Origin of the sequence: Pseudomonas sp. ANT_H12B (genome assembly GCF_008369325.1) — a bacterium.
GTDB lineage: Bacteria > Pseudomonadota > Gammaproteobacteria > Pseudomonadales > Pseudomonadaceae > Aquipseudomonas.
In genome coordinates, this window is the sequence record NZ_VOBI01000004.1 from 361,381 (window position 1) to 385,504 (window position 24,124).

Genomic DNA, 24,124 nt, shown 5'->3' on the forward strand with positions numbered 1-24,124 from the left:
TTTGGGCGGACATCTCTATAATCACGCCCTTCTGGCGAAAGCGAACGCCCACTCAAGATCGTCGCTGTCGCACACATTGATGAGCAACACAAAATCCTGTGGGAGCGGGCTTGCCTGCGATGGCGGTGTAACAGGCGACATTTATGTTGGATGTGACTGCCTCATCGCGGGCAAGCCCGCTCCCACAGGGGACTGGGGCGCACCGATCCCGACACAAGGACTTTCAATGATTGCCCTGCCATGGACTTACCTGGCCTTCCTCTCCCTCGGCTACGGCCTGGCCCTGACCTACGGCCATCTCGGCTGGCTCGCCGGGATTTCTGTCGCGTTGCTGTTGTTCGCCGGTTTCGCTGTTCGCCAACAACAGGTCCAGATCGGCCGCTACCTCGGCCACGGACTGTTCATCTTCATGGCCCTTGCACTGGCGATGCACTGGCTGCCCGGTTTCTACAACGGTCGCGTCATCAATCCGCAACGCTTTACCGACGACGCCGTGCCGTTTTCCATGTACCTGAATCTGGACAAACCCCTGATTGGCTTTTGGCTGTTGCTGGTTTGCCCATGGATTATCGGCCGGCGCTCGCTGCGACTTTCCCTTTATGCCACCGTGATGGCGCTGCCCCTGAGCGTCGTGCTGGCCTTGGGTGGTGCGCTGTTGCTGGGCGTCATCGGTTGGGCGCCGAAATGGCCGGACCATGCCTGGCTGTGGCTGCTGAACAATTTGCTGTTGGTGACGCTGGTGGAGGAAGCACTGTTTCGCGGTTACCTCCAGGGCGGGTTGAGTCGGATCTTCAAAAACCAGCCTTACGGCGACAATCTTGCCTTGCTGCTGGCGTCGCTGCTGTTCGGCCTGGCTCATCTTGGCGCTGGTTGGCAATGGGTGCTGCTGGCGAGCCTGGCCGGTGTCGGTTACGGCGTGGCTTACCGTTTCGGCGGGTTGGGTGCGGCCATTGCCACTCATTTTGGCCTGAACCTGCTGCATTTCGCGCTGTTCACCTATCCGATGCTCGCCGGCTGACGCAAGGGGCGTTTTGCGACGCACCTCTTATTGCTGAAAATTAATCTCAATAAATGGCTGGCAATGCCGACAACCCGACAAAGCCTTGCGGATTGATAAAGCCATGCGTAACAACCAGCCCACCACACAACGCGAACGGACCTTCCCGGCTCAGCAACGGTTGATTTCCACCACCGATGCCAAAGGCGTGATCACCTACTGCAATGACGCTTTCGTCGAGATCAGCGGGTTTTCTCGTGAAGAGCTGATCCGTGCGCCGCATAACCTGGTCCGTCACCCTGACGTCCCGGCCGCGGTGTTCGCGCACATGTGGGGCACATTGAAACAAGGCTTGCCATGGATGGGCATTGTCAAGAATCGCTGCAAGACCGGTGACCACTACTGGGTTAACGCCTATGTCACACCGGTGTTCGAAGGCAATCAGGTGGCCGGTTACGAGTCAGTACGAGTCAAACCCACCGCCGAACAGATCCGCCGAGCCGAAGCGCTCTACCAACGCATCAACCAGGGCAAGTCAGCGATTCCTTCAACAGACAAATGGCTGCCGGTGCTACAGGACTGGCTGCCGTTCATTCTGGTCAGCCAGCTGAGTTTCATGATTGGCGCCACCCTGACCTCCCAATGGGGCTTTGCCCTGGCTGCCGGCCTTTCGGTGCCGTTGGGTTTGATGGGGTTGAGCTGGCAACAACGCGGTCTCAAGCGTCTGTTGGTCCTGGCCGGGCAGACTACCTCCGACCCGCTGATCGCGCAGATGTACACCGACAGCCGTGGCGCGCAGGCGCGTCTGGAAATGTCGATCCTGAGTCAGGAAGCCCGCCTGAAAACCTGCCTGACCCGTCTGCAGGACACCGCCGAACACCTGAGCGACCAAGCGAAACAGTCCGACACCCTGGCCCACAAGAGCTCCACCGGCCTGGAACGCCAACGCGTCGAGACCGAGCAAGTGGCCACCGCCGTCAACCAGATGGCTGCCACCACTCAGGAAGTCGCCAGCCACGTGCAGCGCACGGCCGACGCCACTCAGGAAGCCAATCGCCTGACCGGTCGCGGTCGAGATATTGCCGGGGAAACCCGCGACGCCATCCAGCGCCTGTCGGTAGTGGTCGGCGAAACCGGTCTGACCGTGACCCAGCTGGCCAAGGACAGCGACGAAATCGGTGGCGTGGTCGATGTGATCAAAGGCATTGCCGACCAGACCAACCTGCTGGCCTTGAACGCTGCCATCGAAGCGGCCCGTGCCGGTGAGATGGGGCGCGGGTTTGCGGTGGTAGCTGACGAGGTCCGTCAACTGGCGCAACGCACCAGCGAGTCCACGGGGCAGATTCATGCCCTGATCGCCAAGCTGCAACAGACCGCCAGTACCGCCGTGCAAACCATGGAAGCCGGGCATCGTCAGGCTGAGGAAGGTGTGGCACGGGTACTGGAAGCGGACCAGGCGTTGGTGGGGATCAGCGAAGCGGTGGCCAACATCACCGACATGACCACCCAGATCGCTGCGGCGACCGAAGAGCAAAGCGCAGTGGCCGAAGAAATCAGCCGCAACATCAGCAACATCTCGCACTTGGCGGATCAGACCTCGGAACAGGCTCAACACTCGGCGTTGTTGAGTGAAGAACTGACCAAGACGGCCAATACCCAGTATTCGTTGGTGGAGCGGTTTAACCGCTGATCGTCCTGATCGTCCTGATCATTCCCACGCTCCGCGTGGGAATGATCACCTAGCGAAGGAAATCAGCAACCTTGCTCGCCGCAGTTCCCAGATGCTGCTCATGGGTAAACCCCGACGCCTTCAACGGCTTCAAGTCATGATCCCCCGCCACCAGCCAGAACACCTCGATGCTCGGGGCCAATTCATAAGCCTCGACGGCCTCGCGATTGCCCAATGCATCCCGCTCGCCTTGCACAATCAACGTCCGCGTCTTCAGCGCAGCCAAATGCCCGACCCGAGGTTTCTCCGGTTTGCCGGCGGCATAAAACGGATACCCCAGGCACACCAACGCATCCGTTTCCAATTCATCGGCCAATAGGCTGGCCATCCGCCCGCCCATGGACTTGCCGCCAATGGCCAGACGTCCAGCGACATGGCGTCGCACCACGGCATGCACCTCGCGCCAGCATTCCAGCAGTTTCGGCGCCGGGTTCGGTGGTCGTTTGCCCCCATCCACCCGCCGCTGCGCCATGTACGGGAACTCGAAGCGCACCACGTTGACGCCATGCGCAGCAAGGCGTCCAGTCATGTCGTCCATCCAGCCGCTGTCCATCGGCGCGCCGGCCCCGTGAGCGAGGATCAACGTCGCCGATGCCGGTACTGGGGCGGCATTCCACAACCATCCATGATCCTGCACACACCGCGCCCATTGATCCCCGTCAATACTGGCCTTGTGCTCTTTGCCCATGCTTGCCTCGCTTTTAGTCTGCCTATAACTCCAGGCGAAGGGAGCGTCTGCCGTGCGGCTTACTCGCAAAGACAGGCCTTCACTTCGGCTGAACCGTGGATGGGGAACCATGAACACTTCTATCAGTACCGCCTACAACTACAAGGTGGTCCGCCAATTCGCCATTATGACGGTGGTGTGGGGCATCGTCGGCATGGGGCTCGGGGTTTTTCTCGCGGCTCAATTGGTCTGGCCCGAACTCAACTTCAATCTGCCGTGGACCAGCTTCGGGCGCCTGCGCCCCTTGCACACCAACGCAGTGATCTTCGCTTTTGGCGGTTGCGCCCTGTTCGCCAGTTCGTTCTATTCGGTGCAACGCACCTGTCAGGCGCAACTGTTCGCGCCGAAAATCGCCGCGTTCTGCTTCTGGGGCTGGCAAGTGGTGATCCTGCTGGCGGCCATCAGCCTCCCGCTGGGTTACACCAGCTCCAAGGAGTACGCCGAGCTGGAATGGCCGATCGACATCCTGATCACCATCGTCTGGGTCGCTTACGCCGTGGTGTTCTTCGGCACGATCATGCAGCGCAAGACCAAACACATCTACGTCGGCAACTGGTTCTTCGGTGCGTTCATCATCACCGTGGCGATTCTGCACATCGTCAACAACATTGAACTGCCGGTGAGTTTCACCAAGTCCTACTCGGTGTACGCCGGTGCGACCGATGCCATGGTTCAGTGGTGGTATGGCCACAACGCCGTAGGCTTTTTCCTCACCGCCGGTTTCCTCGGGATGATGTACTACTTCGTGCCGAAGCAGGCCGAGCGTCCGGTGTATTCCTATCGCCTGTCGATCGTGCACTTCTGGGCGCTGATCACCCTGTACATCTGGGCCGGTCCGCACCACTTGCACTACACCGCGCTGCCGGACTGGGCACAGTCGCTGGGCATGGTGATGTCGCTGATCCTGCTGGCGCCAAGCTGGGGCGGGATGATCAACGGGATGATGACGTTGTCTGGCGCCTGGCATAAGTTGCGCAGCGACCCGATCCTGCGCTTCCTTGTGGTTTCGCTGGCGTTCTACGGCATGTCGACCTTCGAAGGGCCGATGATGGCCATCAAGACGGTCAACGCGCTGTCGCACTACACCGACTGGACCATTGGCCACGTTCACGCCGGCGCGCTCGGCTGGGTGGCGATGATTTCCATCGGCGCGCTGTACCACATGATCCCGAAAATCTTCGGCCGCCAGCAGATGCACAGCCTCGGCCTGATTAACGCGCACTTCTGGCTCGCGACCATCGGCACCGTGCTGTACATCGCCTCGATGTGGGTCAACGGTATCGCCCAGGGCCTCATGTGGCGCGCGGTGAACGAAGACGGCACGCTGACCTACTCCTTCGTCGAAACCCTGGTGGCCAGCCACCCAGGCTTCGTCGTGCGCCTGGTGGGCGGTGCGATCTTCCTCAGCGGCATGTTCCTGATGGCTTACAACACCTGGCGCACCGTGCGGGCCTCGCAGCCTGCCGAAGTCGCCACTGCCGCGCAGATCGCCTGAGGAGTCCGCCATGAAACACGAAACCATCGAGAAAAACGTCGGCCTGCTGCTCTTGCTGATGGTCCTGGCCGTGAGCATCGGCGGTCTGACCCAGATCGTCCCGCTGTTCTTCCAGGACGTGACCAACAAACCGGTGGAAGGCATGAAGCCCTACACCGCGCTGCAACTGGAAGGTCGCGACATCTACATCCGCGAAGGCTGCGTGGGTTGTCACTCGCAGATGATCCGGCCGTTCCGCGCCGAGACCGAACGCTACGGTCACTACTCGGTAGCCGGTGAAAGTGTCTGGGATCACCCGTTCCTGTGGGGCTCGAAACGAACCGGTCCGGACCTGGCGCGGGTCGGCGGTCGCTACTCCGAAGACTGGCACCGCGCGCACTTGTACAACCCGCGCAACGTCGTGCCGGAATCGAAAATGCCTGGCTATCCGTGGCTGGTGGCCAATCAGCTCGACAGCAGCAATACCGAGACCAAGATCCGCGCCATGCGCACCCTCGGTGTGCCGTACACCGACGACGACATCGCCGGCGCAACGGAATCGCTCAAGGGCAAGACCGAAATGGATGCCCTGGTCGCCTACCTCCAGGTGCTCGGCACTGCCATCAAGAGCAAGAGGTGAGCCATGACCATGCCCTTTGAAATCGTAAGCGAAATGAGCAGTGGAATCATCCGCGGCCTGGGCACGGTCGTGGTGTTCGTAGCCTTTGTCGGCTTGACGCTGTGGGTGTTCAACAGCAAGCGCAATCGGGAATTCGCCGAAGCACGTTTGCTGCCGTTCGCCGATGAACCGCTACCCGATGACGCCACCCAAGAACCTGAAACAAGGAGTACCCGGCCATGACCACCTTCTGGAGTACGTGGATCTGCGTACTGACCATCGGCAGCCTGATCGGCCTGACCTGGCTGCTAATCGGCACCCGCAAGGGCGAAACCAAGGGCAGCGTCGACCAGACCATGGGCCACAGCTTCGACGGCATCGAGGAGTACGACAACCCGCTGCCGCAGTGGTGGTTCATGCTGTTCGCCGGCACGCTGGTATTTGCCGTGGGTTACCTGGTGCTTTATCCGGGCCTGGGCAACTGGAAAGGCATCCTGCCAGGCTATGAAGACGGCTGGACCGGTGTCCACGAATGGGAAAAGGAGATGAACAAGGCTGACGCCAAGTTCGGACCGATCTTCGCCAAATTCGCCGCCATGCCCCTGGAAGAAGTGGCCAAGGACCCGCTAGCGCTAAAAATGGGCGGTCGCCTGTTTGCCTCCAATTGCGCGGTGTGCCATGGCTCGGATGCCAAAGGCGCCTTTGGCTTTCCTAATCTGGCCGACAGTAACTGGCGCTGGGGCGGCGATGCCGAGATGATCAAAACCACGATCATGGGCGGTCGCATGGCCGCGATGCCAGCCTGGGGTGAAATCCTCGGTGACGCCGGCGTGAAGAATGTCGCGGCTTTTGTGCGTCACGACCTGGCCGGTCTGCCGCTGCCGGCCGACAATAGCGCCGATCTGAAAGCCGGACAGCAAGCGTTCAGCACCCTGTGCGTAGCCTGTCATGGGGCAAACGGCCAGGGCACTGAAGCCATGGGCGCGCCGAACCTGACGCATCCGGTCGGTTTCATCTACGGTACAAGCCTGGCGCAACTGCAACAGACCCTTCGTCATGGCCGCCAGGGTCACATGCCGGCGCAGACCGAGTTGCTCGGCAACGATAAAGTGCAATTGCTGGCCGCTTATGTGTACAGCCTGTCGCACGACCTGAATACAGAGAACTTGCAGGCTGAAGGCAAAAACGAATAATTCTCGACCGCTCTGCTGCCGCATTCTCCCGGATGCGGCAGTTCCCTGCCCCTTTGCGACCCATTGTCGCACCCTCCGTTAGTCCTCCTTTCGGTTCCCCGGATTCGGGTCTAAGCTTCCCCCGATGCGGACTGGCATGAGCCGGTTCCAGGTCGACCCAACCCGATGTGTTCGACGAATCTGCTCGATGACAGGCCGCAAAGGCTGATAGATACCGGCTGTCGTGCCAATTGCCATCGGTCACGCGCTCGTTGTGTTTGAACACACCCCGTTACATCCGACCTGACCCCCCTCACCATTTTCGTCTGCTGCGACATTTTGTCATTGGGCAATTTTGTCCTTACTCAGCGCATGGAAAGGCCGCAGAATAAGCTTTTGAAAGCCTTGACCCAGGTCATGGCGCGTTGCAATGACCCCCCGCTTTCTCCATACTTGCGGCCGATTTTTACTCCTAATAAAACACCCAAACCGTGGAACCTTAGAATGAGCACAGCAATCAGTCCGACTGCTTATAACTATAAGGTAGTCCGCCAGTTCGCCATCATGACGGTGGTCTGGGGGATCCTTGGCATGGGGCTTGGTGTCTTCATCGCCTCACAGCTTGTATGGCCGGAATTGAACTTCGGTCTACCGTGGACGACTTTTGGACGCTTACGCCCGTTGCACACCAACCTGGTGATTTTCGCCTTCGGTGGTTGTGCTCTGTTTGCCACTTCTTATTACGTCGTGCAGCGAACCTGCCAAACGCGACTGATTTCCGACAGCCTCGCGGCCTTCACCTTCTGGGGTTGGCAAGCGGTGATCGTCGGCGCGATCATTACCTTGCCGCTGGGTTACACCACCACCAAGGAATACGCGGAACTGGAATGGCCCCTGGCTATTCTGCTGGCCATCGTCTGGGTGTCCTACGGTCTGGTGTTCTTCGGCACCATCACCAAGCGCAACACCAAGCATATCTATGTCGGTAACTGGTTCTACGGTGCCTTCATCGTCGTGACGGCGATGCTGCACATCGTCAACCACGCGTCCCTGCCGGTCAGCTTCTTCAAGTCCTACTCGGCCTACGCCGGGGCGACTGACGCGATGATCCAGTGGTGGTACGGCCACAACGCGGTGGGTTTCTTCCTGACCACGGGCTTCCTGGGGATGATGTACTACTTCGTTCCCAAGCAGGCCGAGCGTCCGATCTACTCCTATCGCCTGTCGATCGTGCACTTCTGGGCGCTGATCACCCTGTACATCTGGGCCGGTCCGCACCACCTGCACTACACCGCTCTGCCGGACTGGGCTCAGTCGCTGGGCATGGCGATGTCGATCATCCTGCTGGCACCCAGCTGGGGCGGCATGATCAACGGCATGATGACCCTGTCGGGCGCCTGGCATAAGCTGCGCACCGACCCGATCCTGCGCTTCCTGGTCGTATCGCTGGCGTTCTACGGCATGTCGACGTTCGAAGGCCCGATGATGGCCATCAAGACCGTCAACTCGCTGTCTCACTACACCGACTGGACCATCGGCCACGTACACGCCGGTGCTTTGGGCTGGGTTGCGATGATCTCGATCGGCGCCATCTACCACATGATTCCGAAACTGTTCGGTCGTGCGCAGATGCACAGCATCGGCCTGATCAACACGCACTTCTGGCTCGCGACCATCGGTACCGTTCTGTACATCGCTTCGATGTGGGTCAACGGCATTACCCAGGGTCTGATGTGGCGTGCAATCAACGACGACGGCACCCTCACCTACTCGTTCGTCGAAGCGCTGCAAGCCAGCCATCCTGGTTTCATCGTTCGCGCCCTGGGCGGTGCGTTCTTTGCCAGCGGCATGCTGTTCATGGCCTACAACGTATGGCGTACCGTACGTGCCTCGAACCCGGCTGAAGCCAAAGCTGCTGAACAGATTGCTGTAGTTGGAGCTCACTGATGAAGCATGAAGCAGTCGAGAAGAACATTGGCCTGCTGGCCTTCTTCATGGTTATCGCCGTCAGCATCGGCGGCCTGACCCAGATCGTTCCGCTGTTTTTCCAGGACGTCACCAACAAGCCGGTCGAAGGCATGAAGCCTCGCACCGCCCTTGAACTGGAAGGCCGCGACATCTACATCGCCAACGGTTGTGTCGGCTGCCACTCGCAGATGATCCGCCCGTTCCGTGCTGAAACCGAACGGTACGGCCATTACTCGGTTGCCGGTGAAAGCGTCTGGGACCACCCGTTCCTGTGGGGCTCCAAGCGTACCGGTCCGGACCTGGCCCGTGTCGGCGGTCGTTACTCCGATGACTGGCAGCGTGCGCACTTGTACAACCCGCGCAACGTGGTGCCTGAGTCGAAAATGCCGGCCTACCCGTTCCTCGTGGAAAACAAGCTCGACGGCAAAGACACCGCCAAGAAAATGGAAGTCTTGCGCACGCTCGGCGTCCCTTACACCGACGAAGACATCGCCGGTGCCAAGGATGCTGTGAAGGGCAAAACCGAAATGGACGCGCTGGTGGCCTATCTGCAAGGCCTGGGCACCATCATCAAAAGCAAACGGTGATTTAGATGGATATCGGGATGATTCGTGGCCTGGGCACCGTTGTTGTGATGGTGGCCTTCATCGGTCTGGCGTTGTGGGTGTTCAGTCCCAAGCGCAAGTCGGAGTTTGAAGACGCGACCTTGCTGCCTTTCGCGGATGATCCCGAAGCCATCAAGCACGTCGAGCAAGCTTCTAGGAGTAACAAAGAATGACTACGTTCTGGAGTCTGTACGTCACAGTCCTCAGTCTCGGCACGATCTTCGCCCTGACCTGGCTGCTGCTGTCCACCCGCAAGGGCCAGCGCAGCGAAGCCACCGAAGAGACGGTTGGCCACTCCTTCGACGGGATCGAGGAGTACGACAACCCACTGCCGAAATGGTGGTTCATGCTGTTCGTGGGCACCATCATCTTCGCCCTGGGCTATCTGGTGCTGTACCCGGGCCTGGGCAACTGGAAAGGCCTGTTGCCGGGTTACAACTACCTGGATAACGAGAAGCAGACTGCGTTCGCCAACGGCCAGACCGGCTGGACCGGCGTTCACGAGTGGGAAAAGGAAATGGCCAAGTCGGACGCCAAGTTCGGTCCGATCTTCGCCAAGTTCGCTTCCATGCCGATTGAAGAAGTCGCCAAGGACCCGCAAGCCCTGAAGATGGGTGGCCGCCTGTTCGCCTCCAACTGCTCGGTCTGCCACGGCTCCGACGCGAAAGGCGCTTATGGCTTCCCTAACCTGACCGACGCCGACTGGCGCTGGGGCGGCGAAGCGGAAACCATCAAGACCACCATCATGGGTGGCCGTCACGCGGTCATGCCGGCGTGGGCTGAAGTGATCGGCGAACAAGGCGTTGCCGATGTTGCCGGCTTCGTGCTGACCAACCTCGATGGCCGCAAGCTGCCGGAAGGCACCAAGGCCGACCCGGTTGCCGGGCAGAAGCTGTTCGCTGCCAACTGTGCTGTGTGCCACGGCCCGCAAGGCAAAGGCACACCAGCAATGGGCGCGCCTGACCTGACCCATCCGGCGGCGTTCATCTACGGTTCGAGCTTCGCTCAACTGCAGCAGACCATCCGTTACGGCCGTCAGGGCCAGATGCCTGCGCAAGAACTGCTGCAAGGCAACGACAAGGTTCACCTGCTGGCCGCTTACGTCTACAGCCTGTCTCACGGTGAGAAGGCTCCTGCTGAAGACGCCCAGTAAGGCAAACGCTTGATGCAACAAAAAACGGCCCCGTCATCTGACGGGGCCGTTTTTTTTGGTCACGAAACAAGTGCTATCGAACAGGGACAGTGGCAATTTCCTTACGACTCGGCCAGTCGTTGCCGCTGACCTGGTGTACCTTCATCGTCTGGCGATCCCGGGCGATATCGGCAATCAGGTAAGTCTGGCTGGAAGCACCACCACTGAGAAACACCGGAACCTCACCAAAGTAATCGCGGCGATTCCAGCCGGTAAAGGTGCCAGGCTCCGTGTGCAGATGCCCGGCGAACACTGCGGTCACCTTGTACCGTTCAATCATGGTTTTGAACCGGGCTATCTGCTCGCTGCTGCCCTTCCATCGCTCAGGCTTGTGCATGTTGAGAATAATGATCTTGCCGTTTCTTCGTGCGGCTTTTAAATCTTCTTCCAGCCAGCCCAGCGCATCGGAAATATGGTAACCCGTCGGGGTTCCCCAATCGTAAGCAGTAAATGTGGTCGAGTACGTGGGTTCATTATGCAACTGTACAAGATGCACATCCCCGAACCCCTTGGAATAGGCCAGGCTTCCAAACACACCTTTCTTGATTGTCCCTTCGTCAGACTTGCGCACATCCAGCGTACTTAACTTTCCAAAATAGCGCTCATTAAAGTCAACGATACTACCGGCGGCACAGTTATTCAGAAAACAGTCATCGACATTATTCTCATAGTCATGATTACCCAGACCATAGTCATAATCTCTGCCCAGCTGTTTATCCAGAATCGACCGTGTCATGGAGCGCTGGCCGCCGTGCCCGAAAGCGGTCATGTCACCGTTAATCATGACCGGGATGAGCGTCTGCTCAGAGGAGTAATGACGCCTGAAGCTGGCGACATCGGCATATTGGGTCTCAATCAACCACTGCGAACGCTTTTCTTTTTCCGAACCTGACTCATCCCACCCATAATCAGAACTTTCAGTCCAGGGATACTGGGGGTCCGAGGTAAATATCAAATGCCGGGGAAGATGATCATTTTGTGCGGAATAGGCGGCACCGGCAACAACACATAATAAAGCAGCTAAAAGCGCTTTAACTTTTTTATCAAGAAACATAGAAATCCATATCTATTAAAGTTAAACATTCAAACGTGAGCCATTAACTTACGACAAGAGCAAAACCAAAACAAAGGTTTGTTTACTCCCTATCAATAGTTGATGTTTCTCAGAGGTTCTAACACGCGAAAGGAACAGTGGGCGGCGTGAGCAAGCAATCCTGTTGCGCGACGGGGCGGTCTTCCAACCCGGCGGCGTGCGATTGACCAACCCGTGGGCCGATTGACTTCCGCCCCCTGTAAAACCGTCCATAATTCACAAGTCAATTGATTCAAGTCATTACACCATCAGTTGATTTCTCCCAACGCGACCAAAGGTCGCACCCTTGGGCTAGAGCGACAGGCGTATCATTGCGCCACTGCAACACCTCTTATTGACCGCGGTCGGCATGTACTGACCGAGGCATTTTTTCCACTGCCGTGGGATGCAATGATGAGCAACCAGATTCCGATACACGACGTCACCCCGCCTGCCAAGAATGCGAGTAACACCGTCGACCTCTACGCCTCCAGGGAGAAGATCTACACCCGCGCCTTCACCGGTCTGTTCCGCAACCTGCGGATGATTGGCGGTGCCGGGTTGTTCCTGCTGTATTTCGGTACTGTCTGGCTGAGCTGGGCAGGCCATCAGGCCGTCTGGTGGAACCTGCCGGAGCGTAAATTCTTCATCTTTGGCGCCACCTTCTGGCCTCAGGACTTCATCCTGCTGTCGGGCATTTTGATTGTCAGTGCCTTCGGCCTGTTCTTCATTACCGTGTACGCCGGTCGGGTCTGGTGCGGCTATACCTGCCCGCAAAGCGTCTGGACCTGGATATTCATGTGGTGCGAGAAGGTCACCGAAGGCGACCGTAACCAGCGCATCAAGCTCGACAAGGCGCCGATGAGCGCCAATAAATTCCTGCGCAAATTCAGCAAGCACGTGATGTGGCTACTGATCGGCTTCGTGACCGGCATGACCTTCGTCGGTTACTTCTCGCCGATCCGTGAGCTGACCATCGACTTCTTTACCGGCCAGGCTGATGGCTGGTCGTATTTCTGGGTCGGCTTCTTCACCCTCGCCACCTATGGCAATGCCGGCTGGTTGCGTGAGCAAGTGTGCATTTACATGTGCCCGTACGCGCGGTTCCAGAGCGTGATGTTCGACAAGGACACCCTGATCGTCTCCTACGACCCGCGTCGTGGCGAGTCCCGCGGCCCGCGTAAAAAAGGTGTCGACTATAAGGCTCAGGGCCTGGGTGATTGCATCGACTGCACCATGTGTGTCCAGGTTTGCCCGACCGGCATCGACATCCGCGATGGTTTGCAGGTCGAGTGCATCGGCTGTGCCGCGTGTATCGATGCCTGCGACAGCATCATGGACAAGATGGATTACCCGCGCGGCCTGATCAGCTACACCACCGAACACAACCTGTCCGGGCAAAAAACCAATAAACTGCGCCCTCGCCTGATCGGCTATGCCACGGTGCTGCTGGCGATGATTGCTTTGCTGGCGACCGCGTTCTTCATGCGTTCGCTGGTCGGGTTCGACGTCAGCAAAGACCGCGTGCTGTACCGCGAAAACGCCGAAGGCCGGATCGAAAACGTCTACAGCCTGAAAATCATGAACAAGGATCAGCGCGACCACACCTACGTGCTGGAAGCCACTGGCCTGCCGGACCTCAAGCTCCAGGGCAAGCGCGAAATCAAAGTCGCCGCCGGGGAGATTTTCAGCCAGCCGGTCGAGTTGTCCAGTGCACCGGAACAATTGCCATCGAGTACCAACGAGGTGAAATTCATCCTCAAGGATGCCGATGACGCCAGCATTCACGTTGAAGCCAAGAGTCGATTCATCGGCCCACAAATTCGTTGAGAGAAGTGACCATGCCCGCAGCAAACGCCGCAAGTCCCTGGTACAAGCACCTTTGGCCGTGGATCATCATCGCCATCCTGGCCTGCTCGGTGACCCTGACCTTGTCCATGGTGACCATCGCGGTGAACAATCCGGACAACCTGGTCAACGACAACTATTACGAGGCCGGCAAAGGCATCAACCGTTCGCTCGACCGCGAGCTGCTGGCTCAGACCCTGCTGTTGCGTGCCAGCGTTCATCTGGACGACGTGACCGGTGAAGTCGACCTGCGCCTGAGCGGCAACAGCCAGCCCAAAACCCTGGAGCTGAACCTGATCTCGCCGACCCAACCGGAGAAGGATCGCAAGATCACCCTGGCGCGCAGCGAAACCGAACAGGGCCGCTACATTGGCCAGTTGAGTGACAAGGTCGACGGTCGCCGCTTTGTAGAACTGCTGGGCGTGCAGGATGACAAGACCTGGCGCATGTTCGAGGAAGAACAGGTCAGCCATGACAAGGATCTGCTGCTGGGTGATGAGCCGCTGCAAGGCGCGGAAGACCTGAAAAAATAAAGTCGCGCTTCGCGCATCGCGAGCAGGCTCGCTCCCACAGTGGATCTGCGGTGCACATGAATTTTGTGCACGGCATCGATCAAATGTGGGAGCGAGCCTGCTCGCGATGAGGCCCTCCCGGACGATATAGATTCCAGCTCATGAGTACTCCAACCCCCTGCTACCACTGTGCCCTGCCCGTCCCGGCCGGCAGCCGCTTCACCGCTGTCGTCCTCGGTGAAACCCGCGAGTTCTGCTGCCCGGGTTGTCAGGCCGTGGCCGAAGCCATTGTGGCCGGCGGACTGGAAACCTATTACCAGCATCGCAGCGAGTCATCGGCCAACCCCGAAGCGCTGCCGGTGCAGTTGGTGGACGAACTGGCGCTGTACGACCGCGCGGACGTGCAAGCCCCTTTCGTGCGCCACGAAGGCGAACTCGCCGAAACCACCCTGTTGATGGAAGGCATCAGTTGCGCCGCCTGCGGCTGGCTGATCGAGAAACACCTGCGCGGCCTGCCCGCGGTGGTCGAAGCGCGCCTGAATTTGTCCAACCATCGCCTGCACGTGCGCTGGGCTGATGCGCAACTGCCGCTGAGCCAGGTACTCAGCGAATTGCGCCACATCGGTTACGCCGCCCATCCTTATCAAGCCGACCGCGCCAGTGAACAACTGGCCAGCGAAAACCGCCTGGCCCTGCGCCAGCTCGGCGTGGCCGGGTTGCTGTGGTTCCAGGCAATGATGGCGACCATGGCCACGTGGCCGGAATTCAATATCGACCTCAGCCCCGAGCTGCACACCATCCTGCGCTGGGTCGCGCTGTTCCTCACCACCCCGATCGTGTTCTACAGCTGCGCGCCATTCTTCAAAGGCGCGATGCGTGACCTGCGCACCCGCCACCTGACCATGGACGTTTCAGTATCGCTGGCGATCGGCAGCGCTTATATCGCCGGCATCTGGACTTCGATCACCGGTGTCGGTGAACTGTATTTCGATGCCGTCGGCATGTTTGCCCTGTTCCTGCTGGCCGGCCGTTACCTGGAACGTCGCGCCCGCGAGCGAACCGCCGCGGCCACGGCACAACTCGTCAACCTGCTGCCTGCCTCGTGCCTGCGCTTGAGTGCGGACGGCCAGAGCGAGCGGATTCTGTTGAGCGAGCTGCGCGTGGGCGATCAAGTGCTGGTGCATCCCGGCGCAATTCTCCCGGCCGACGGCAAGATTCTCGACGGTCAGTCGAGCATCGATGAGTCCCTGCTGACCGGCGAATACTTGCCCCAACCGCGCACTCAGGGCGATGCGGTCACCGCCGGCACGCTGAACGTCGAAGGCGCGCTGACCGTGGAAGTCCTGGCCCTCGGCCAAGACACGCGGCTGTCCGCCATCGTCCGTCTGCTGGACCGGGCGCAGGCCGAGAAGCCGCGCCTGGCAGAAATCGCCGACCGCGCCGCGCAATGGTTCTTGGTGCTGTCGCTGATTGCCGCGGCGTGCATGGGCCTGCTCTGGTGGGAGCTGGATTCGTCGCGAGCCTTCTGGATTGTCTTGGCGATGCTCGTTGCGACCTGCCCATGCGCGCTGTCGCTAGCCACGCCGACCGCTCTGACTGCCGCGACCGGCACGCTGCACAAGCTGGGCCTTTTGTTGACTCGCGGCCATGTGCTGGAAGGTCTTAATCAAATCGATACGGTGATTTTCGACAAAACCGGCACGTTGACAGAAGGTCGCCTGGCTTTGCGTTCAATCCGGCCCCTTGGCGCGCTCGATAGCGATCAATGCCTGGGGCTCGCCGCCGCACTGGAAAACCGCTCCGAACACCCGATCGCCCGCGCATTTGGCCGGGCGCCACTGGCTGCCGAAGAAGTCCACAGCACGCCGGGCCTTGGCCTTGAAGGGTTGGTCGGCGCGCAACGCTTGCGTATCGGCCAAGCGGGTTTTGTCTGCGAACTCAGCGGCGCTGCCGTACCGTTGATGCCGGATGAAGCCGGCCAATGGCTGCTGCTTGGCGACAACCAGGGGCCGTTGGCGTGGTTTGTCCTTGACGACCGCTTGCGCGCCGATGCTCCCGCCCTGCTCGCGGCGTGCAAGGCTCGCGGCTGGCGGACGCTGCTGCTGTCCGGCGACACCTCACCGATGGTCGCCAGCGTCGCCGCCGAACTGGGCATAGATGAAGCCCGTGGCGGCTTGCGCCCGGACGACAAATTGCAGGTCCTGCAACAGCTGCACAAGGAAGGTCGCAAAGTGTTGATGCTCGGTGACGGCGTCAACGACGTGCCGGTGCTGGCCGCTGCCGATATCAGCGTCGCCATGGGTTCGGCAACCGATCTGGCTAAAACCAGCGCCGACGCGGTGTTGCTGTCCAATCGTCTCGATGCGCTGGTACAAGCCTTCAGCCTGGCTCGACGCACCCGTCGGGTAATCATCGAGAACCTGCTGTGGGCCGGGCTGTACAATGGCCTCATGTTGCCGTTCGCCGCCCTCGGCTGGATCACCCCGGTATGGGCCGCGGTCGGCATGTCCATCAGTTCGTTGACCGTGGTGCTGAATGCCCTGCGCCTGACTCGCATGCCGAGCGCGCCTGCCGTCAGCGCCACGCCAGTAACCCGCCCGCTGCCGGCCTGAGCCGCGCGGGCATGGAGTCCAGATGCCAGCTCTCTACGTGATGATCCCGGCCGCGCTGCTGATCGTGGCCATCGCTATTTACATCTTCTTCTGGGCGGTCGACAGCGGTCAGTACGACGACCTCGACGGCCCGGCCCACAGCATTCTGTTCGACGACCAGGACCCGAACCACAAGGCCGCGGTCGACGAAGCCAGTGGTCATCCGGCCAAACCGGACGACAAGGCGCCGCCTCATGCTTGAATTGGCGCCACTGTTGGTGTCTGCAGTGATCCTCGGCCTGCTCGGCGGTGGTCATTGCCTGGGCATGTGCGGCGGACTGATGGGCGCTTTGACCCTGGCGATTCCCAAGGAGCAACGCAGCCGGCGCTTTCGGCTACTGCTGGCGTACAACCTGGGGCGAATTCTCAGCTATGCCGCTGCCGGTCTTCTGATTGGCCTGGCGGGCTGGGCGGTGGCCAACAGCCCGGCGGCGATGTTCATGCGCATCCTTGCAGGTTTGCTGCTGGTCGCCATGGGCCTCTACCTGGCCGGTTGGTGGAGCGGCCTGACCCGCATCGAAAGCCTCGGTCGAGGCCTGTGGCGGCATATCCAGCCGGTTGCGAACAAACTGTTGCCGGTGTCGAGCGTACCCCGCGCGTTGCTGCTGGGCGGGCTCTGGGGCTGGCTGCCGTGCGGGTTGGTTTACAGCACGTTGCTGTGGTCGGCGAGTCAGGGCAATGCGCTGGACAGTGCGCTGCTGATGCTCGCGTTCGGGCTGGGTACATGGCCGGTGCTGCTGGCCACTGGTCTGGCGGCTGAGCGGGTCACGGCGTTGTTGCGCAAACGTAGCGTGCGGATGACGGGCGGATTACTGGTCATTGTGTTCGGGATCTGGACTTTGCCGGGGCCGCATCAGCATTGGTTGATGGGGCACTAGATCGGCGGTGGCCCTATCGCGGGCTTGCTCGCGATAGGGGCCGCGCCAACAACACACATCCTGACCGTTGATGCAAATCAAGATGCCCCACCGCACCTCCCCCTAGACTCGCTGACACTGCCAGCCTATCCGGGGGAATGCCCGCATGATGCTCGACGCCATTCGTTGGGACACCGACCTGATCCGCCGTTATGACCTGACGGGACCACGCTACACCTCGTATCCGACCGCCGTGCAATTTGACGGGCATATCGGCACCTTCGACCTGTTCCATGCGTTGCGCGAAAGCCGCAAAGCCCTGCGCCCGTTGTCGCTGTATGTGCACGTGCCGTTCTGCGCGAACATTTGCTACTACTGCACCTGCAACAAAGTCATCACCAAGGATCGCGGCCGGGCCCTGCCCTACTTGCAGCGTCTGGAGCAGGAGATCCAGCTGATCGCCTGCCACCTCGACCCCGCGCAGAAAGTCGAGCAACTGCACTTCGGCGGCGGCACGCCGACTTTTCTCAGTCACGACGAACTGCGTCAGTTGATGGCCCAGTTGCGCAAACACTTCAATTTGCTGGACGACGATTCCGGCGACTACGGCATCGAAATCGATCCTCGCGAAGCCGACTGGTCGACCATGGGCCTGCTCCGTGAGCTGGGTTTCAACCGGGTCAGCATCGGCCTGCAAGACCTCGACCCGGCGGTGCAACGGGCGGTCAATCGCCTGCAAAGCCTGGAAGAGACCCGCGCGGTGATCGACGCCGCCCGGACCTTGCAGTTTCGCTCGATCAACATTGACCTGATTTATGGGTTGCCGAGACAGACTCCCGAGAACTTCTCCCGCACCATCGACGAAGTCATCGCCCTGCAACCGGACCGCTTGTCGGTATTCAACTATTCGCACCTGCCGGAACGCTTCATGCCGCAACGGCGAATCAACAGCGAAGAGCTGCCAACGCCGGCGCAGAAACTGGAAATGCTCCAGCGCACCATCGAGCAACTGACCGCGGCCGGTTACCGCTACATCGGCATGGACCACTTCGCATTGCCCGACGATGAACTGGCCATTGCCCAGGAAGAATCGACCCTGCAACGCAACTTCCAGGGCTACACCACCCACGGTCATTGCGACTTGATAGGCCTGGGGGTGTCGGCCATCAGCCAGATCGGCGACCTGTACTGCCAAAACAGCAGCGATCTGAATCTGTACCAGAACACTCTGGCCTGCGCTCAACTGGCCACCAGCCGTGGTTTGTTGTGCAATGCCGACGACCGCCTGCGCCGCGCGGTCATCCAGCAACTGGTCTGCCATTTCAGCGTGGAATTCGCCCGGATCGAACACACCTTCAACATCGACTTTCAGGGCTACTTCAGCGATTTGTGGCCACAATTGCAGAGCATGGCCGAAGACGGATTGATCGAAGTCGATAACGAACGAATCACCGTATTGCCCGCCGGAAGATTGTTGGTGCGTTCGGTGTGCATGGTTTTCGACGCGTATCTGGAACAGCAAAATCGCCAGCGACTTTCTCGGGTGATTTAAGCCCCTGCGGCAAATTCGCCATCCGCTGGCCTGATTGTCCTTCCGTGGGTTACCCTTACGTCTTATGTGTGTTTTTCCCACAAGGATTGAAGAAATGTCCGAGCCAGTAAAACTGCGCGCTCACAGCCAGGCCCATTGCAAGGATTGCAGCCTGGCCCCCCTCTGCTTGCCACTTTCTTTGAATCTGGAAGACATGGATGCGCTGGACGAAATCGTGAAACGTGGCCGCCCGCTAAGAAAAGGCGAGTTCCTGTTTCGCCAGGGCGACACCTTCGATTCCGTTTATGCCGTACGCTCGGGCGCCCTCAAGACTTTCAGCCTGAGCGATGGCGGCGAAGAACAGCTCACCGGTTTCCATCTGCCGAGTGAACTGGTCGGCCTGTCGGGTATGGACACCGAAAAACATCCTGTCTCGGCGCAAGCGCTGGAAACCACCTCGGTGTGTGAAATCCCGTTCGACCATCTCGACGAACTTGCGCTGCAACTGCCACAACTGCGCCGTCAGTTGATGCGCGTGATGAGCCGCGAGATTCGCGACGACCAGCAAATGATGTTGCTGCTGTCAAAGAAATCCGCCGACGAGCGCATCGCGACCTTCCTGGTCAACCTCTCGGCCCGTTTCCGCGCCCGAGGTTTCTCGGCCAATCAGTTTCGTCTGAGCATGTCGCGCAACGAAATCGGCAACTATCTGGGCCTGGCGGTGGAAACCGTGTCCCGGGTGTTCACCCGATTCCAGCAGAACGAGCTAATCGCCGCCGAGGGCAAGGAAATCCATATCCTCGACCCGATCCAGCTCTGCGCCCTGGCTGGCGGTTCAATCGAAAGCTGATGATATCGGTTGCGGCTGAGCGAAACGGTTCAGCCGCCGTTATACTGCGACGTTTGCAGCCTGCCAGGACACCTCCACGATGGTCTTCGACTCCTTCGACATCAAATCCCTCATCCGCCCTGTGCTCGACTTCCCCAAGCGAGGCGTGATCTTTCGCGACATCACTCCGTTGTTCCAGTCGCCGACGGCCCTGCGCCTGGTGATGGACAGCTTCGCTCATCGTTATGTCGAGGCAGACTTCACGCATATCGGCGCAATGGATGCTCGTGGTTTTCTGATCGGTTCGGTGCTGGCCTATCAACTGAACAAGCCACTGGTTCTGTTCCGCAAGCAAGGCAAACTGCCGGCCGACGTGCTGGCCGAGGGTTATGCAACCGAGTACGGCGAAGCCTTCCTCGAAGTCCATGCCGACAGCCTGTGTGAAGGCGATTCAGTGGTGATGTTCGATGATTTGATCGCCACCGGCGGTACGCTGATTGCCGCGGCGAACCTGATTCGGCGCATGGGCGCGCGGGTTCATGAAGCGGCGGCGATCATCGATCTGCCGGAGCTGGGTGGGTCACAGCGTCTGGAAGATATGGGGATACCGACGTTTTGCCTGACGCAGTTTGCGTTGAGCGATAAGTAACCCCCTCATAGATCGTTCCCACGTCGAGGCGTCGAACCGTCCGCGTGGGAACGATCAAGTGGTCACAGTCCCATCTGTTTACTGATGATCTCGTTCATCACTTCCCGCGTCCCCCCACCGATCGACAAAATCCGGTTATCGCGGTACAGCCGCTCCACCAGGCTCTCGCGCATATAACCGAGGCCACCCAGAATCTGCACAGCATCGGAGGTGATACGGTCAGCCGTGTCCGTGGCAAAATTCTTCGCCATGGAAATCTCCTTGATCACACTCTGCCCGGCCGCCATTTTCGCCGCCTGGCGGTAGGTGAATTCCCGTGACACCTCCAGTGCCGTCGCCATTTCGGCAAGGCGATGCTTTAGCACCTGAAACTTGCCGATGGGTTTACCGAATGCTTCACGCTGGCGAGCCCATTTCAGGCTCTCTTCCAGCGCCAATTGTGCGGTCATGTTAGCCATCAACGCCAACGCCAGACGTTCGCTCTGAAAGTTGCCCATGATGCAGGCAAAGCCCATGTTCTCGGCGCCGATCAGATTTCCTACAGGCACCCGGCAATCATCGAAGAACAGTTCGGCGGTGTCCGACGCCCACCAGCCCATTTTCTTCAAGCGACGACCCACAGTGAAACCAGGCGTACCTTTCTCGATCAACAGCAAGCTGATGCCGCCGAAACCCGGCTCGCCAGTGCGCACCGCGACGGTGTAGAAATCCGCACGGACGCCGCTGGTGATAAATGTTTTGCTGCCGCTGACCCGGTAGACATCGCCGTCACGCACGGCGCGGGTCTGCAGGTTGGCGACGTCGGAGCCGCCGCTGGGCTCGGTGATGGCCAGGGCGCTGATCTTCTCGCCGGCCAGCACCTGAGGCACGACACGATCGCGGACGTCAGGCCTGGCCCACTGGAGGATCGGCGGCAGACCGATGTCCAGCGAACCGAGCCCCGCCACCAAGCCGCCGGAGCCGCAGCGCATCAGCTCTTCGCTGGCGGCGACCTTGGCGAACAGATCACCTTCGTGGCTACCGCCCAAGGCCTCGGGGTAACCGATGCCCAGAATCCCTGCTGCACCGGCCTTGAGATACAACTCACGGGGAAAGCTTTCGGCTTCTTCCCACTCGTCGATGTCCGGCAAGATCTCGCGCTCGACGAAACGTCTGACACTGTCGCGGACCAATTGGTGGCTGGGATCGAAGTATTCCTGAAAGGCAGGCATCGGCGAGCTCCACTGAAGGTTCAGCGAAGTTAACCGAGCGCTTGCTTGGTTTTCAACAGGATTGTGTGAATCAGATGGACCGAGGTGCGCCCATCGCGAGCAGGCTCGCTCCCACAGGGGATCTGCGGTGTACACAAATCAAATGTGGGAGCGAGCCTGCTCGCGATAGCGACAGTCCAGACACTACAAAACGATCGGTTTACGCCCGGCAAACGAATGCGCCAACGTCCCACCATCCACCAATTCCAGCTCGCCACCCAATGGCACGCCATGGGCGATGCGCGAGGCGATCAGGCCTTTGTTGCTGAGCAACTGGGCAATGTAATGCGCTGTCGCTTCACCTTCCACGGTCGGGTTGGTCGCCAGAATGACTTCAGTGAACGTGCCCGCCTCTTCGATCCGCGCCAGCAGTTGCGGAATACCGATGGCCTCAGGCCCGAGTCCGTCGAGTGGCGACAGATGGCCCTTGAGCACAAAGTAACGACCACGGAAACCGGTCTGCTCCACCGCGTAGACGTCCATCGGACCTTCCACCACGCAGAGCAAGGTGTCGTCGCGACGGGTATCGGCGCATTGCGGGCACAGGTCATCTTCCGTCAGCGTGCGGCACAACCGGCAGTGACCTACCCCTTCCATGGCCTGACTCAATGCCAGGGCCAGGCGCGAGCCCCCGCTGCGATCACGCTCGAGCAACTGCAACGCCATGCGCTGGGCGGTTTTCTGACCCACACCTGGCAAAGTTCGCAGGGCGTCGATCAGTTGGCGAATCAAAGGGCTGAAGCTCATGGGGAAAAGTCCGACAAAACAACGAGACGCGGTTTATACCCGCGCCTCGAATGAGCGTCAATTATTCAGTCTTGTGCGACCCGCACCACCAGTTTGCCGAAGTTGCGTCCTTCCAGCAGACCGATGAACGCCTCGGGCGCCTGCTCCAGGCCATCGACCACGTCTTCGCGGAACTTCACCTTGCCGTCACGCACCCACGGCGCCATGGCACTGAGGAATTCCGGCTGACGATCACCGTAGTCATCGAACACGATAAAGCCCTGGATTCGCACACGCTTGGTCAAAATCGTCCGCTGCAATTGCGGCAGGCTATCCGGGCCGGTCGGCGCTTCGTGGGCGTTGTAGGAGGCGATCAGACCGCAGAGAGGAATCCGCGCCTTGGCATTGAGCAGCGGCAGCACCGCGTCGAAAACCTTGCCACCGACGTTCTCGTAGTAGATATCAACGCCCGTGGAGCACGCTTGAGCCAGTTCATCGGCGAAGTTCGGGCTCTTGTGGTCAATACAGGCGTCGAATCCTAGTACTTCAACTACGTATCTGCATTTTTCCGCGCCCCCGGCCACGCCGACCACGCGCAGGCCTTTTATCTTCGCCACCTGACCAACCACCGAGCCGACCGCACCAGAGGCGGCAGCGACCACCAGGGTCTCGCCGGCCTTGGGTTGGCCGATGTCCATCAAGCCCATGTAGGCGGTCATGCCTGGCATGCCCAGGACGCCCAGCGCCATCGACGGACTCGGCAACCCGGACGGCACCGGAATGATGTTGCGACCGTCACTGATGCTGTGGCTTTGCCAGCCGGTCGAACCGACCACCAGGTCACCTTCGTGGAATTTCGGATTCAGCGAGCGCTCAACCCGACTGACAGCACCACCGGTCATCACCTCGCCGATTTCTACCGGATCAGCGTAGGACGGCGCGTCACTCATGCGCCCGCGCATGTACGGGTCCAACGACAGGTAAAGGGTCTTGAGCAGCACCTGACCATCGGCCAGGTCTGGCAACGCCTCCCGCTCCAGGCGGAAGTTCTCCGGCGTCGGCGCGCCTACCGGGCGGGACGCCAGGACGATACGTTGGTTGAGGGTCAATGCTTGTGGCATGTGAGCGTCTCCTTTGATCGATGAATTCGGCGGTATAGGGGAGCAGACCTTTGAGACGGTGGCGCGTTCGATGTTTCTGACTCACCAGCACTGATCGTTCCCACGCTCTGCGTGGGAATGCCTCAATGGACGCTCTGCGTCCGCTTCTGGATGCCAGAAACAAAAATGCCAGGCGCGACGCCTGGCATTTTTTTGTAGCCCATCCGACGCGTTTTAGCGAATCAGAATGGCAGTTTCATGCCCGGTGGCAGTTGCATGCCAGCGGTCATGCCGGACATTTTGTCCTGGCTGTTGGCTTCGATCTTGCGCACGGCATCGTTGACGGCAGCAGCGAACACCGCTTCCAGCATCTCTTTGTCGTCTTCGCTCAGGCCTTCAACCAGGCTTGGGTCGATGGTCACGCGCTTGACGTCGTGACGACCGGTCATCACCACGGTGACCATATCGCCACCGGCTTTACCGGTGACTTCGGCGTTGGCCAGCTCTTCCTGCATCTTGGCCATTTTTTCCTGCATCTGCTGCGCCTGCTTCATCAGGCCGGCCATGCCACCTTTCATCATGGTAATCACCTCAAAAGTACTTGGATAAAAACAGT

Annotated in this window: 24 protein-coding genes; 18 read left to right on the forward strand and 6 right to left on the reverse strand. The window is 59.8% G+C overall.

Annotated elements, in window-relative coordinates:
• The first annotated feature begins 226 nt into the window (after positions 1 to 226).
• Positions 227 to 1,018 (forward strand): CPBP family intramembrane glutamic endopeptidase, encoded by a 792-nt coding sequence (locus FQ185_RS09290; protein ID WP_149417166.1) that lies wholly within the window; start codon positions 227 to 229, stop codon positions 1,016 to 1,018.
• Between the two features lie 103 nt (positions 1,019 to 1,121).
• Positions 1,122 to 2,687 (forward strand): PAS domain-containing methyl-accepting chemotaxis protein, encoded by a 1,566-nt coding sequence (locus FQ185_RS09295; protein ID WP_149417167.1) that lies wholly within the window; start codon positions 1,122 to 1,124, stop codon positions 2,685 to 2,687.
• A gap of 49 nt (positions 2,688 to 2,736) precedes the next feature.
• Here the strand turns inward: FQ185_RS09295 and FQ185_RS09300 are convergent, their stop codons facing one another.
• Positions 2,737 to 3,414, reverse strand: a complete 678-nt coding sequence (locus FQ185_RS09300; RefSeq protein ID WP_149417168.1) for an alpha/beta family hydrolase — start codon at positions 3,412 to 3,414, stop codon at positions 2,737 to 2,739.
• Between the two features lie 109 nt (positions 3,415 to 3,523).
• Here FQ185_RS09300 and ccoN (FQ185_RS09305) point away from each other — a divergent pair, with 109 nt between their 5' ends.
• The 8 genes from ccoN (FQ185_RS09305) to ccoP (FQ185_RS09340) all read left to right on the forward strand — a co-directional run bounded on the left by ccoN (FQ185_RS09305) (position 3,524) and on the right by ccoP (FQ185_RS09340) (position 10,444).
• The gene (ccoN, locus tag FQ185_RS09305; RefSeq protein WP_149417169.1) at positions 3,524 to 4,948 is read left to right on the forward strand and encodes a cytochrome-c oxidase, cbb3-type subunit I; all 1,425 of its coding nucleotides are present in this window, start codon (positions 3,524 to 3,526) and stop codon (positions 4,946 to 4,948) included.
• A gap of 10 nt (positions 4,949 to 4,958) precedes the next feature.
• Complete coding sequence (gene ccoO, locus FQ185_RS09310; RefSeq protein WP_149417170.1) at positions 4,959 to 5,567, forward strand: cytochrome-c oxidase, cbb3-type subunit II; 609 nt, start codon at positions 4,959 to 4,961, stop codon at positions 5,565 to 5,567.
• 21 nt (positions 5,568 to 5,588) lie between these two features.
• A complete protein-coding gene (locus tag FQ185_RS09315) occupies positions 5,589 to 5,789 on the forward strand; it encodes a CcoQ/FixQ family Cbb3-type cytochrome c oxidase assembly chaperone (RefSeq protein ID WP_306108876.1) in 201 nt (66 codons plus the stop codon).
• Entirely contained in the window at positions 5,786 to 6,739 is a 954-nt protein-coding gene (gene ccoP / locus FQ185_RS09320; RefSeq protein WP_149417172.1) for a cytochrome-c oxidase, cbb3-type subunit III, read from the forward strand. The genes FQ185_RS09315 and ccoP (FQ185_RS09320) overlap by 4 nt, the downstream gene beginning before the upstream one ends.
• A 483-nt stretch (positions 6,740 to 7,222) precedes the next feature.
• Positions 7,223 to 8,665 (forward strand): cytochrome-c oxidase, cbb3-type subunit I, encoded by a 1,443-nt coding sequence (gene ccoN / locus FQ185_RS09325; RefSeq protein WP_010456410.1) that lies wholly within the window; start codon positions 7,223 to 7,225, stop codon positions 8,663 to 8,665.
• Positions 8,665 to 9,273: a cytochrome-c oxidase, cbb3-type subunit II gene (gene ccoO, locus FQ185_RS09330; RefSeq protein WP_018925301.1), complete on the forward strand. Its 609-nt coding sequence runs from the start codon at positions 8,665 to 8,667 to the stop codon at positions 9,271 to 9,273. The genes ccoN (FQ185_RS09325) and ccoO (FQ185_RS09330) overlap by 1 nt, the downstream gene beginning before the upstream one ends.
• A gap of 5 nt (positions 9,274 to 9,278) precedes the next feature.
• Complete coding sequence (locus FQ185_RS09335; RefSeq protein ID WP_003175465.1) at positions 9,279 to 9,464, forward strand: CcoQ/FixQ family Cbb3-type cytochrome c oxidase assembly chaperone; 186 nt, start codon at positions 9,279 to 9,281, stop codon at positions 9,462 to 9,464.
• On the forward strand, positions 9,461 to 10,444 hold the full coding sequence (gene ccoP, locus FQ185_RS09340) for a cytochrome-c oxidase, cbb3-type subunit III (RefSeq protein WP_149417173.1): 984 nt from the start codon (positions 9,461 to 9,463) through the stop codon (positions 10,442 to 10,444). Before FQ185_RS09335 ends, ccoP (FQ185_RS09340) begins: the two co-directional genes overlap by 4 nt.
• Positions 10,445 to 10,517: 73 nt before the next feature.
• On the opposite strand, the gene FQ185_RS09345 is transcribed toward ccoP (FQ185_RS09340), so the two are convergent.
• On the reverse strand, positions 10,518 to 11,537 hold the full coding sequence (locus FQ185_RS09345) for a metallophosphoesterase (protein WP_149417174.1): 1,020 nt from the start codon (positions 11,535 to 11,537) through the stop codon (positions 10,518 to 10,520).
• A 432-nt stretch (positions 11,538 to 11,969) separates the two neighbouring features.
• On the opposite strand from FQ185_RS09345, the gene ccoG reads away from it, so the two are divergent.
• The 8 genes from ccoG to FQ185_RS09385 all read left to right on the forward strand — a co-directional run bounded on the left by ccoG (position 11,970) and on the right by FQ185_RS09385 (position 20,432).
• Complete coding sequence (ccoG, locus tag FQ185_RS09350; RefSeq protein ID WP_149417175.1) at positions 11,970 to 13,385, forward strand: cytochrome c oxidase accessory protein CcoG; 1,416 nt, start codon at positions 11,970 to 11,972, stop codon at positions 13,383 to 13,385.
• 11 nt (positions 13,386 to 13,396) lie between these two features.
• Positions 13,397 to 13,936 carry a FixH family protein gene (locus FQ185_RS09355; RefSeq protein WP_149417176.1) on the forward strand — a complete coding sequence of 180 codons (540 nt, stop codon included), beginning with the start codon at positions 13,397 to 13,399 and terminating at the stop codon, positions 13,934 to 13,936.
• 140 nt (positions 13,937 to 14,076) lie between these two features.
• Positions 14,077 to 16,527 (forward strand): heavy metal translocating P-type ATPase, encoded by a 2,451-nt coding sequence (locus FQ185_RS09360; protein WP_149417177.1) that lies wholly within the window; start codon positions 14,077 to 14,079, stop codon positions 16,525 to 16,527.
• Positions 16,528 to 16,549: 22 nt separating this feature from the next.
• Complete coding sequence (ccoS, locus tag FQ185_RS09365) at positions 16,550 to 16,768, forward strand: cbb3-type cytochrome oxidase assembly protein CcoS (RefSeq protein ID WP_007905420.1); 219 nt, start codon at positions 16,550 to 16,552, stop codon at positions 16,766 to 16,768.
• Positions 16,761 to 17,444, forward strand: a complete 684-nt coding sequence (locus FQ185_RS09370; RefSeq protein ID WP_149417178.1) for a sulfite exporter TauE/SafE family protein — start codon at positions 16,761 to 16,763, stop codon at positions 17,442 to 17,444. The genes ccoS and FQ185_RS09370 overlap by 8 nt, the downstream gene beginning before the upstream one ends.
• A gap of 148 nt (positions 17,445 to 17,592) precedes the next feature.
• Positions 17,593 to 18,975: an oxygen-independent coproporphyrinogen III oxidase gene (gene hemN / locus FQ185_RS09375; protein ID WP_149417226.1), complete on the forward strand. Its 1,383-nt coding sequence runs from the start codon at positions 17,593 to 17,595 to the stop codon at positions 18,973 to 18,975.
• A 94-nt stretch (positions 18,976 to 19,069) separates the two neighbouring features.
• Positions 19,070 to 19,804 (forward strand): fumarate/nitrate reduction transcriptional regulator Fnr, encoded by a 735-nt coding sequence (gene fnr, locus FQ185_RS09380; RefSeq protein ID WP_149417179.1) that lies wholly within the window; start codon positions 19,070 to 19,072, stop codon positions 19,802 to 19,804.
• Positions 19,805 to 19,883: 79 nt separating this feature from the next.
• Positions 19,884 to 20,432, forward strand: a complete 549-nt coding sequence (locus FQ185_RS09385) for an adenine phosphoribosyltransferase (protein WP_149417180.1) — start codon at positions 19,884 to 19,886, stop codon at positions 20,430 to 20,432.
• 62 nt (positions 20,433 to 20,494) lie between these two features.
• Here FQ185_RS09385 and FQ185_RS09390 read toward each other — a convergent pair whose 3' ends face one another.
• From FQ185_RS09390 to FQ185_RS09410, 4 genes are all read right to left on the reverse strand, one after another.
• Entirely contained in the window at positions 20,495 to 21,643 is a 1,149-nt protein-coding gene (locus FQ185_RS09390; RefSeq protein ID WP_149417181.1) for an acyl-CoA dehydrogenase family protein, read from the reverse strand.
• A gap of 183 nt (positions 21,644 to 21,826) precedes the next feature.
• Entirely contained in the window at positions 21,827 to 22,429 is a 603-nt protein-coding gene (gene recR, locus FQ185_RS09400) for a recombination mediator RecR (RefSeq protein WP_149417183.1), read from the reverse strand.
• Between the two features lie 65 nt (positions 22,430 to 22,494).
• Complete coding sequence (locus tag FQ185_RS09405; RefSeq protein WP_149417184.1) at positions 22,495 to 23,529, reverse strand: NADP-dependent oxidoreductase; 1,035 nt, start codon at positions 23,527 to 23,529, stop codon at positions 22,495 to 22,497.
• Positions 23,530 to 23,750: 221 nt separating this feature from the next.
• Complete coding sequence (locus FQ185_RS09410; protein ID WP_008028561.1) at positions 23,751 to 24,089, reverse strand: YbaB/EbfC family nucleoid-associated protein; 339 nt, start codon at positions 24,087 to 24,089, stop codon at positions 23,751 to 23,753.
• Positions 24,090 to 24,124 lie beyond the last annotated feature (35 nt).

Excerpts from the sequence above, each read along its gene's own strand:
- FQ185_RS09355 (WP_149417176.1), top strand. The coding sequence starts at position 13,397 with ATGCCCGCAGCAAACGCCGCAAGTCCCTGGTACAAGCACCTTTGGCCG.
- FQ185_RS09335 (WP_003175465.1), top strand. The coding sequence starts at position 9,279 with ATGGATATCGGGATGATTCGTGGCCTGGGCACCGTTGTTGTGATGGTG.
- ccoP (WP_149417172.1), top strand. The coding sequence starts at position 5,786 with ATGACCACCTTCTGGAGTACGTGGATCTGCGTACTGACCATCGGCAGC.
- FQ185_RS09360 (WP_149417177.1), top strand. The coding sequence starts at position 14,077 with ATGAGTACTCCAACCCCCTGCTACCACTGTGCCCTGCCCGTCCCGGCC.
- FQ185_RS09410 (WP_008028561.1), bottom strand. The coding sequence starts at position 24,089 with ATGATGAAAGGTGGCATGGCCGGCCTGATGAAGCAGGCGCAGCAGATG.
- ccoS (WP_007905420.1), top strand. The coding sequence starts at position 16,550 with ATGCCAGCTCTCTACGTGATGATCCCGGCCGCGCTGCTGATCGTGGCC.
- FQ185_RS09370 (WP_149417178.1), top strand. The coding sequence starts at position 16,761 with ATGCTTGAATTGGCGCCACTGTTGGTGTCTGCAGTGATCCTCGGCCTG.
- FQ185_RS09345 (WP_149417174.1), bottom strand. The coding sequence starts at position 11,537 with ATGTTTCTTGATAAAAAAGTTAAAGCGCTTTTAGCTGCTTTATTATGT.
- ccoN (WP_149417169.1), top strand. The coding sequence starts at position 3,524 with ATGAACACTTCTATCAGTACCGCCTACAACTACAAGGTGGTCCGCCAA.
- FQ185_RS09300 (WP_149417168.1), bottom strand. The coding sequence starts at position 3,414 with ATGGGCAAAGAGCACAAGGCCAGTATTGACGGGGATCAATGGGCGCGG.
- FQ185_RS09390 (WP_149417181.1), bottom strand. The coding sequence starts at position 21,643 with ATGCCTGCCTTTCAGGAATACTTCGATCCCAGCCACCAATTGGTCCGC.
- recR (WP_149417183.1), bottom strand. The coding sequence starts at position 22,429 with ATGAGCTTCAGCCCTTTGATTCGCCAACTGATCGACGCCCTGCGAACT.
- ccoP (WP_149417173.1), top strand. The coding sequence starts at position 9,461 with ATGACTACGTTCTGGAGTCTGTACGTCACAGTCCTCAGTCTCGGCACG.
- ccoO (WP_149417170.1), top strand. The coding sequence starts at position 4,959 with ATGAAACACGAAACCATCGAGAAAAACGTCGGCCTGCTGCTCTTGCTG.
- ccoG (WP_149417175.1), top strand. The coding sequence starts at position 11,970 with ATGAGCAACCAGATTCCGATACACGACGTCACCCCGCCTGCCAAGAAT.
- ccoO (WP_018925301.1), top strand. The coding sequence starts at position 8,665 with ATGAAGCATGAAGCAGTCGAGAAGAACATTGGCCTGCTGGCCTTCTTC.
- FQ185_RS09290 (WP_149417166.1), top strand. The coding sequence starts at position 227 with ATGATTGCCCTGCCATGGACTTACCTGGCCTTCCTCTCCCTCGGCTAC.
- FQ185_RS09405 (WP_149417184.1), bottom strand. The coding sequence starts at position 23,529 with ATGCCACAAGCATTGACCCTCAACCAACGTATCGTCCTGGCGTCCCGC.
- hemN (WP_149417226.1), top strand. The coding sequence starts at position 17,593 with ATGCTCGACGCCATTCGTTGGGACACCGACCTGATCCGCCGTTATGAC.
- FQ185_RS09295 (WP_149417167.1), top strand. The coding sequence starts at position 1,122 with ATGCGTAACAACCAGCCCACCACACAACGCGAACGGACCTTCCCGGCT.
- fnr (WP_149417179.1), top strand. The coding sequence starts at position 19,070 with ATGTCCGAGCCAGTAAAACTGCGCGCTCACAGCCAGGCCCATTGCAAG.
- FQ185_RS09385 (WP_149417180.1), top strand. The coding sequence starts at position 19,884 with ATGGTCTTCGACTCCTTCGACATCAAATCCCTCATCCGCCCTGTGCTC.
- ccoN (WP_010456410.1), top strand. The coding sequence starts at position 7,223 with ATGAGCACAGCAATCAGTCCGACTGCTTATAACTATAAGGTAGTCCGC.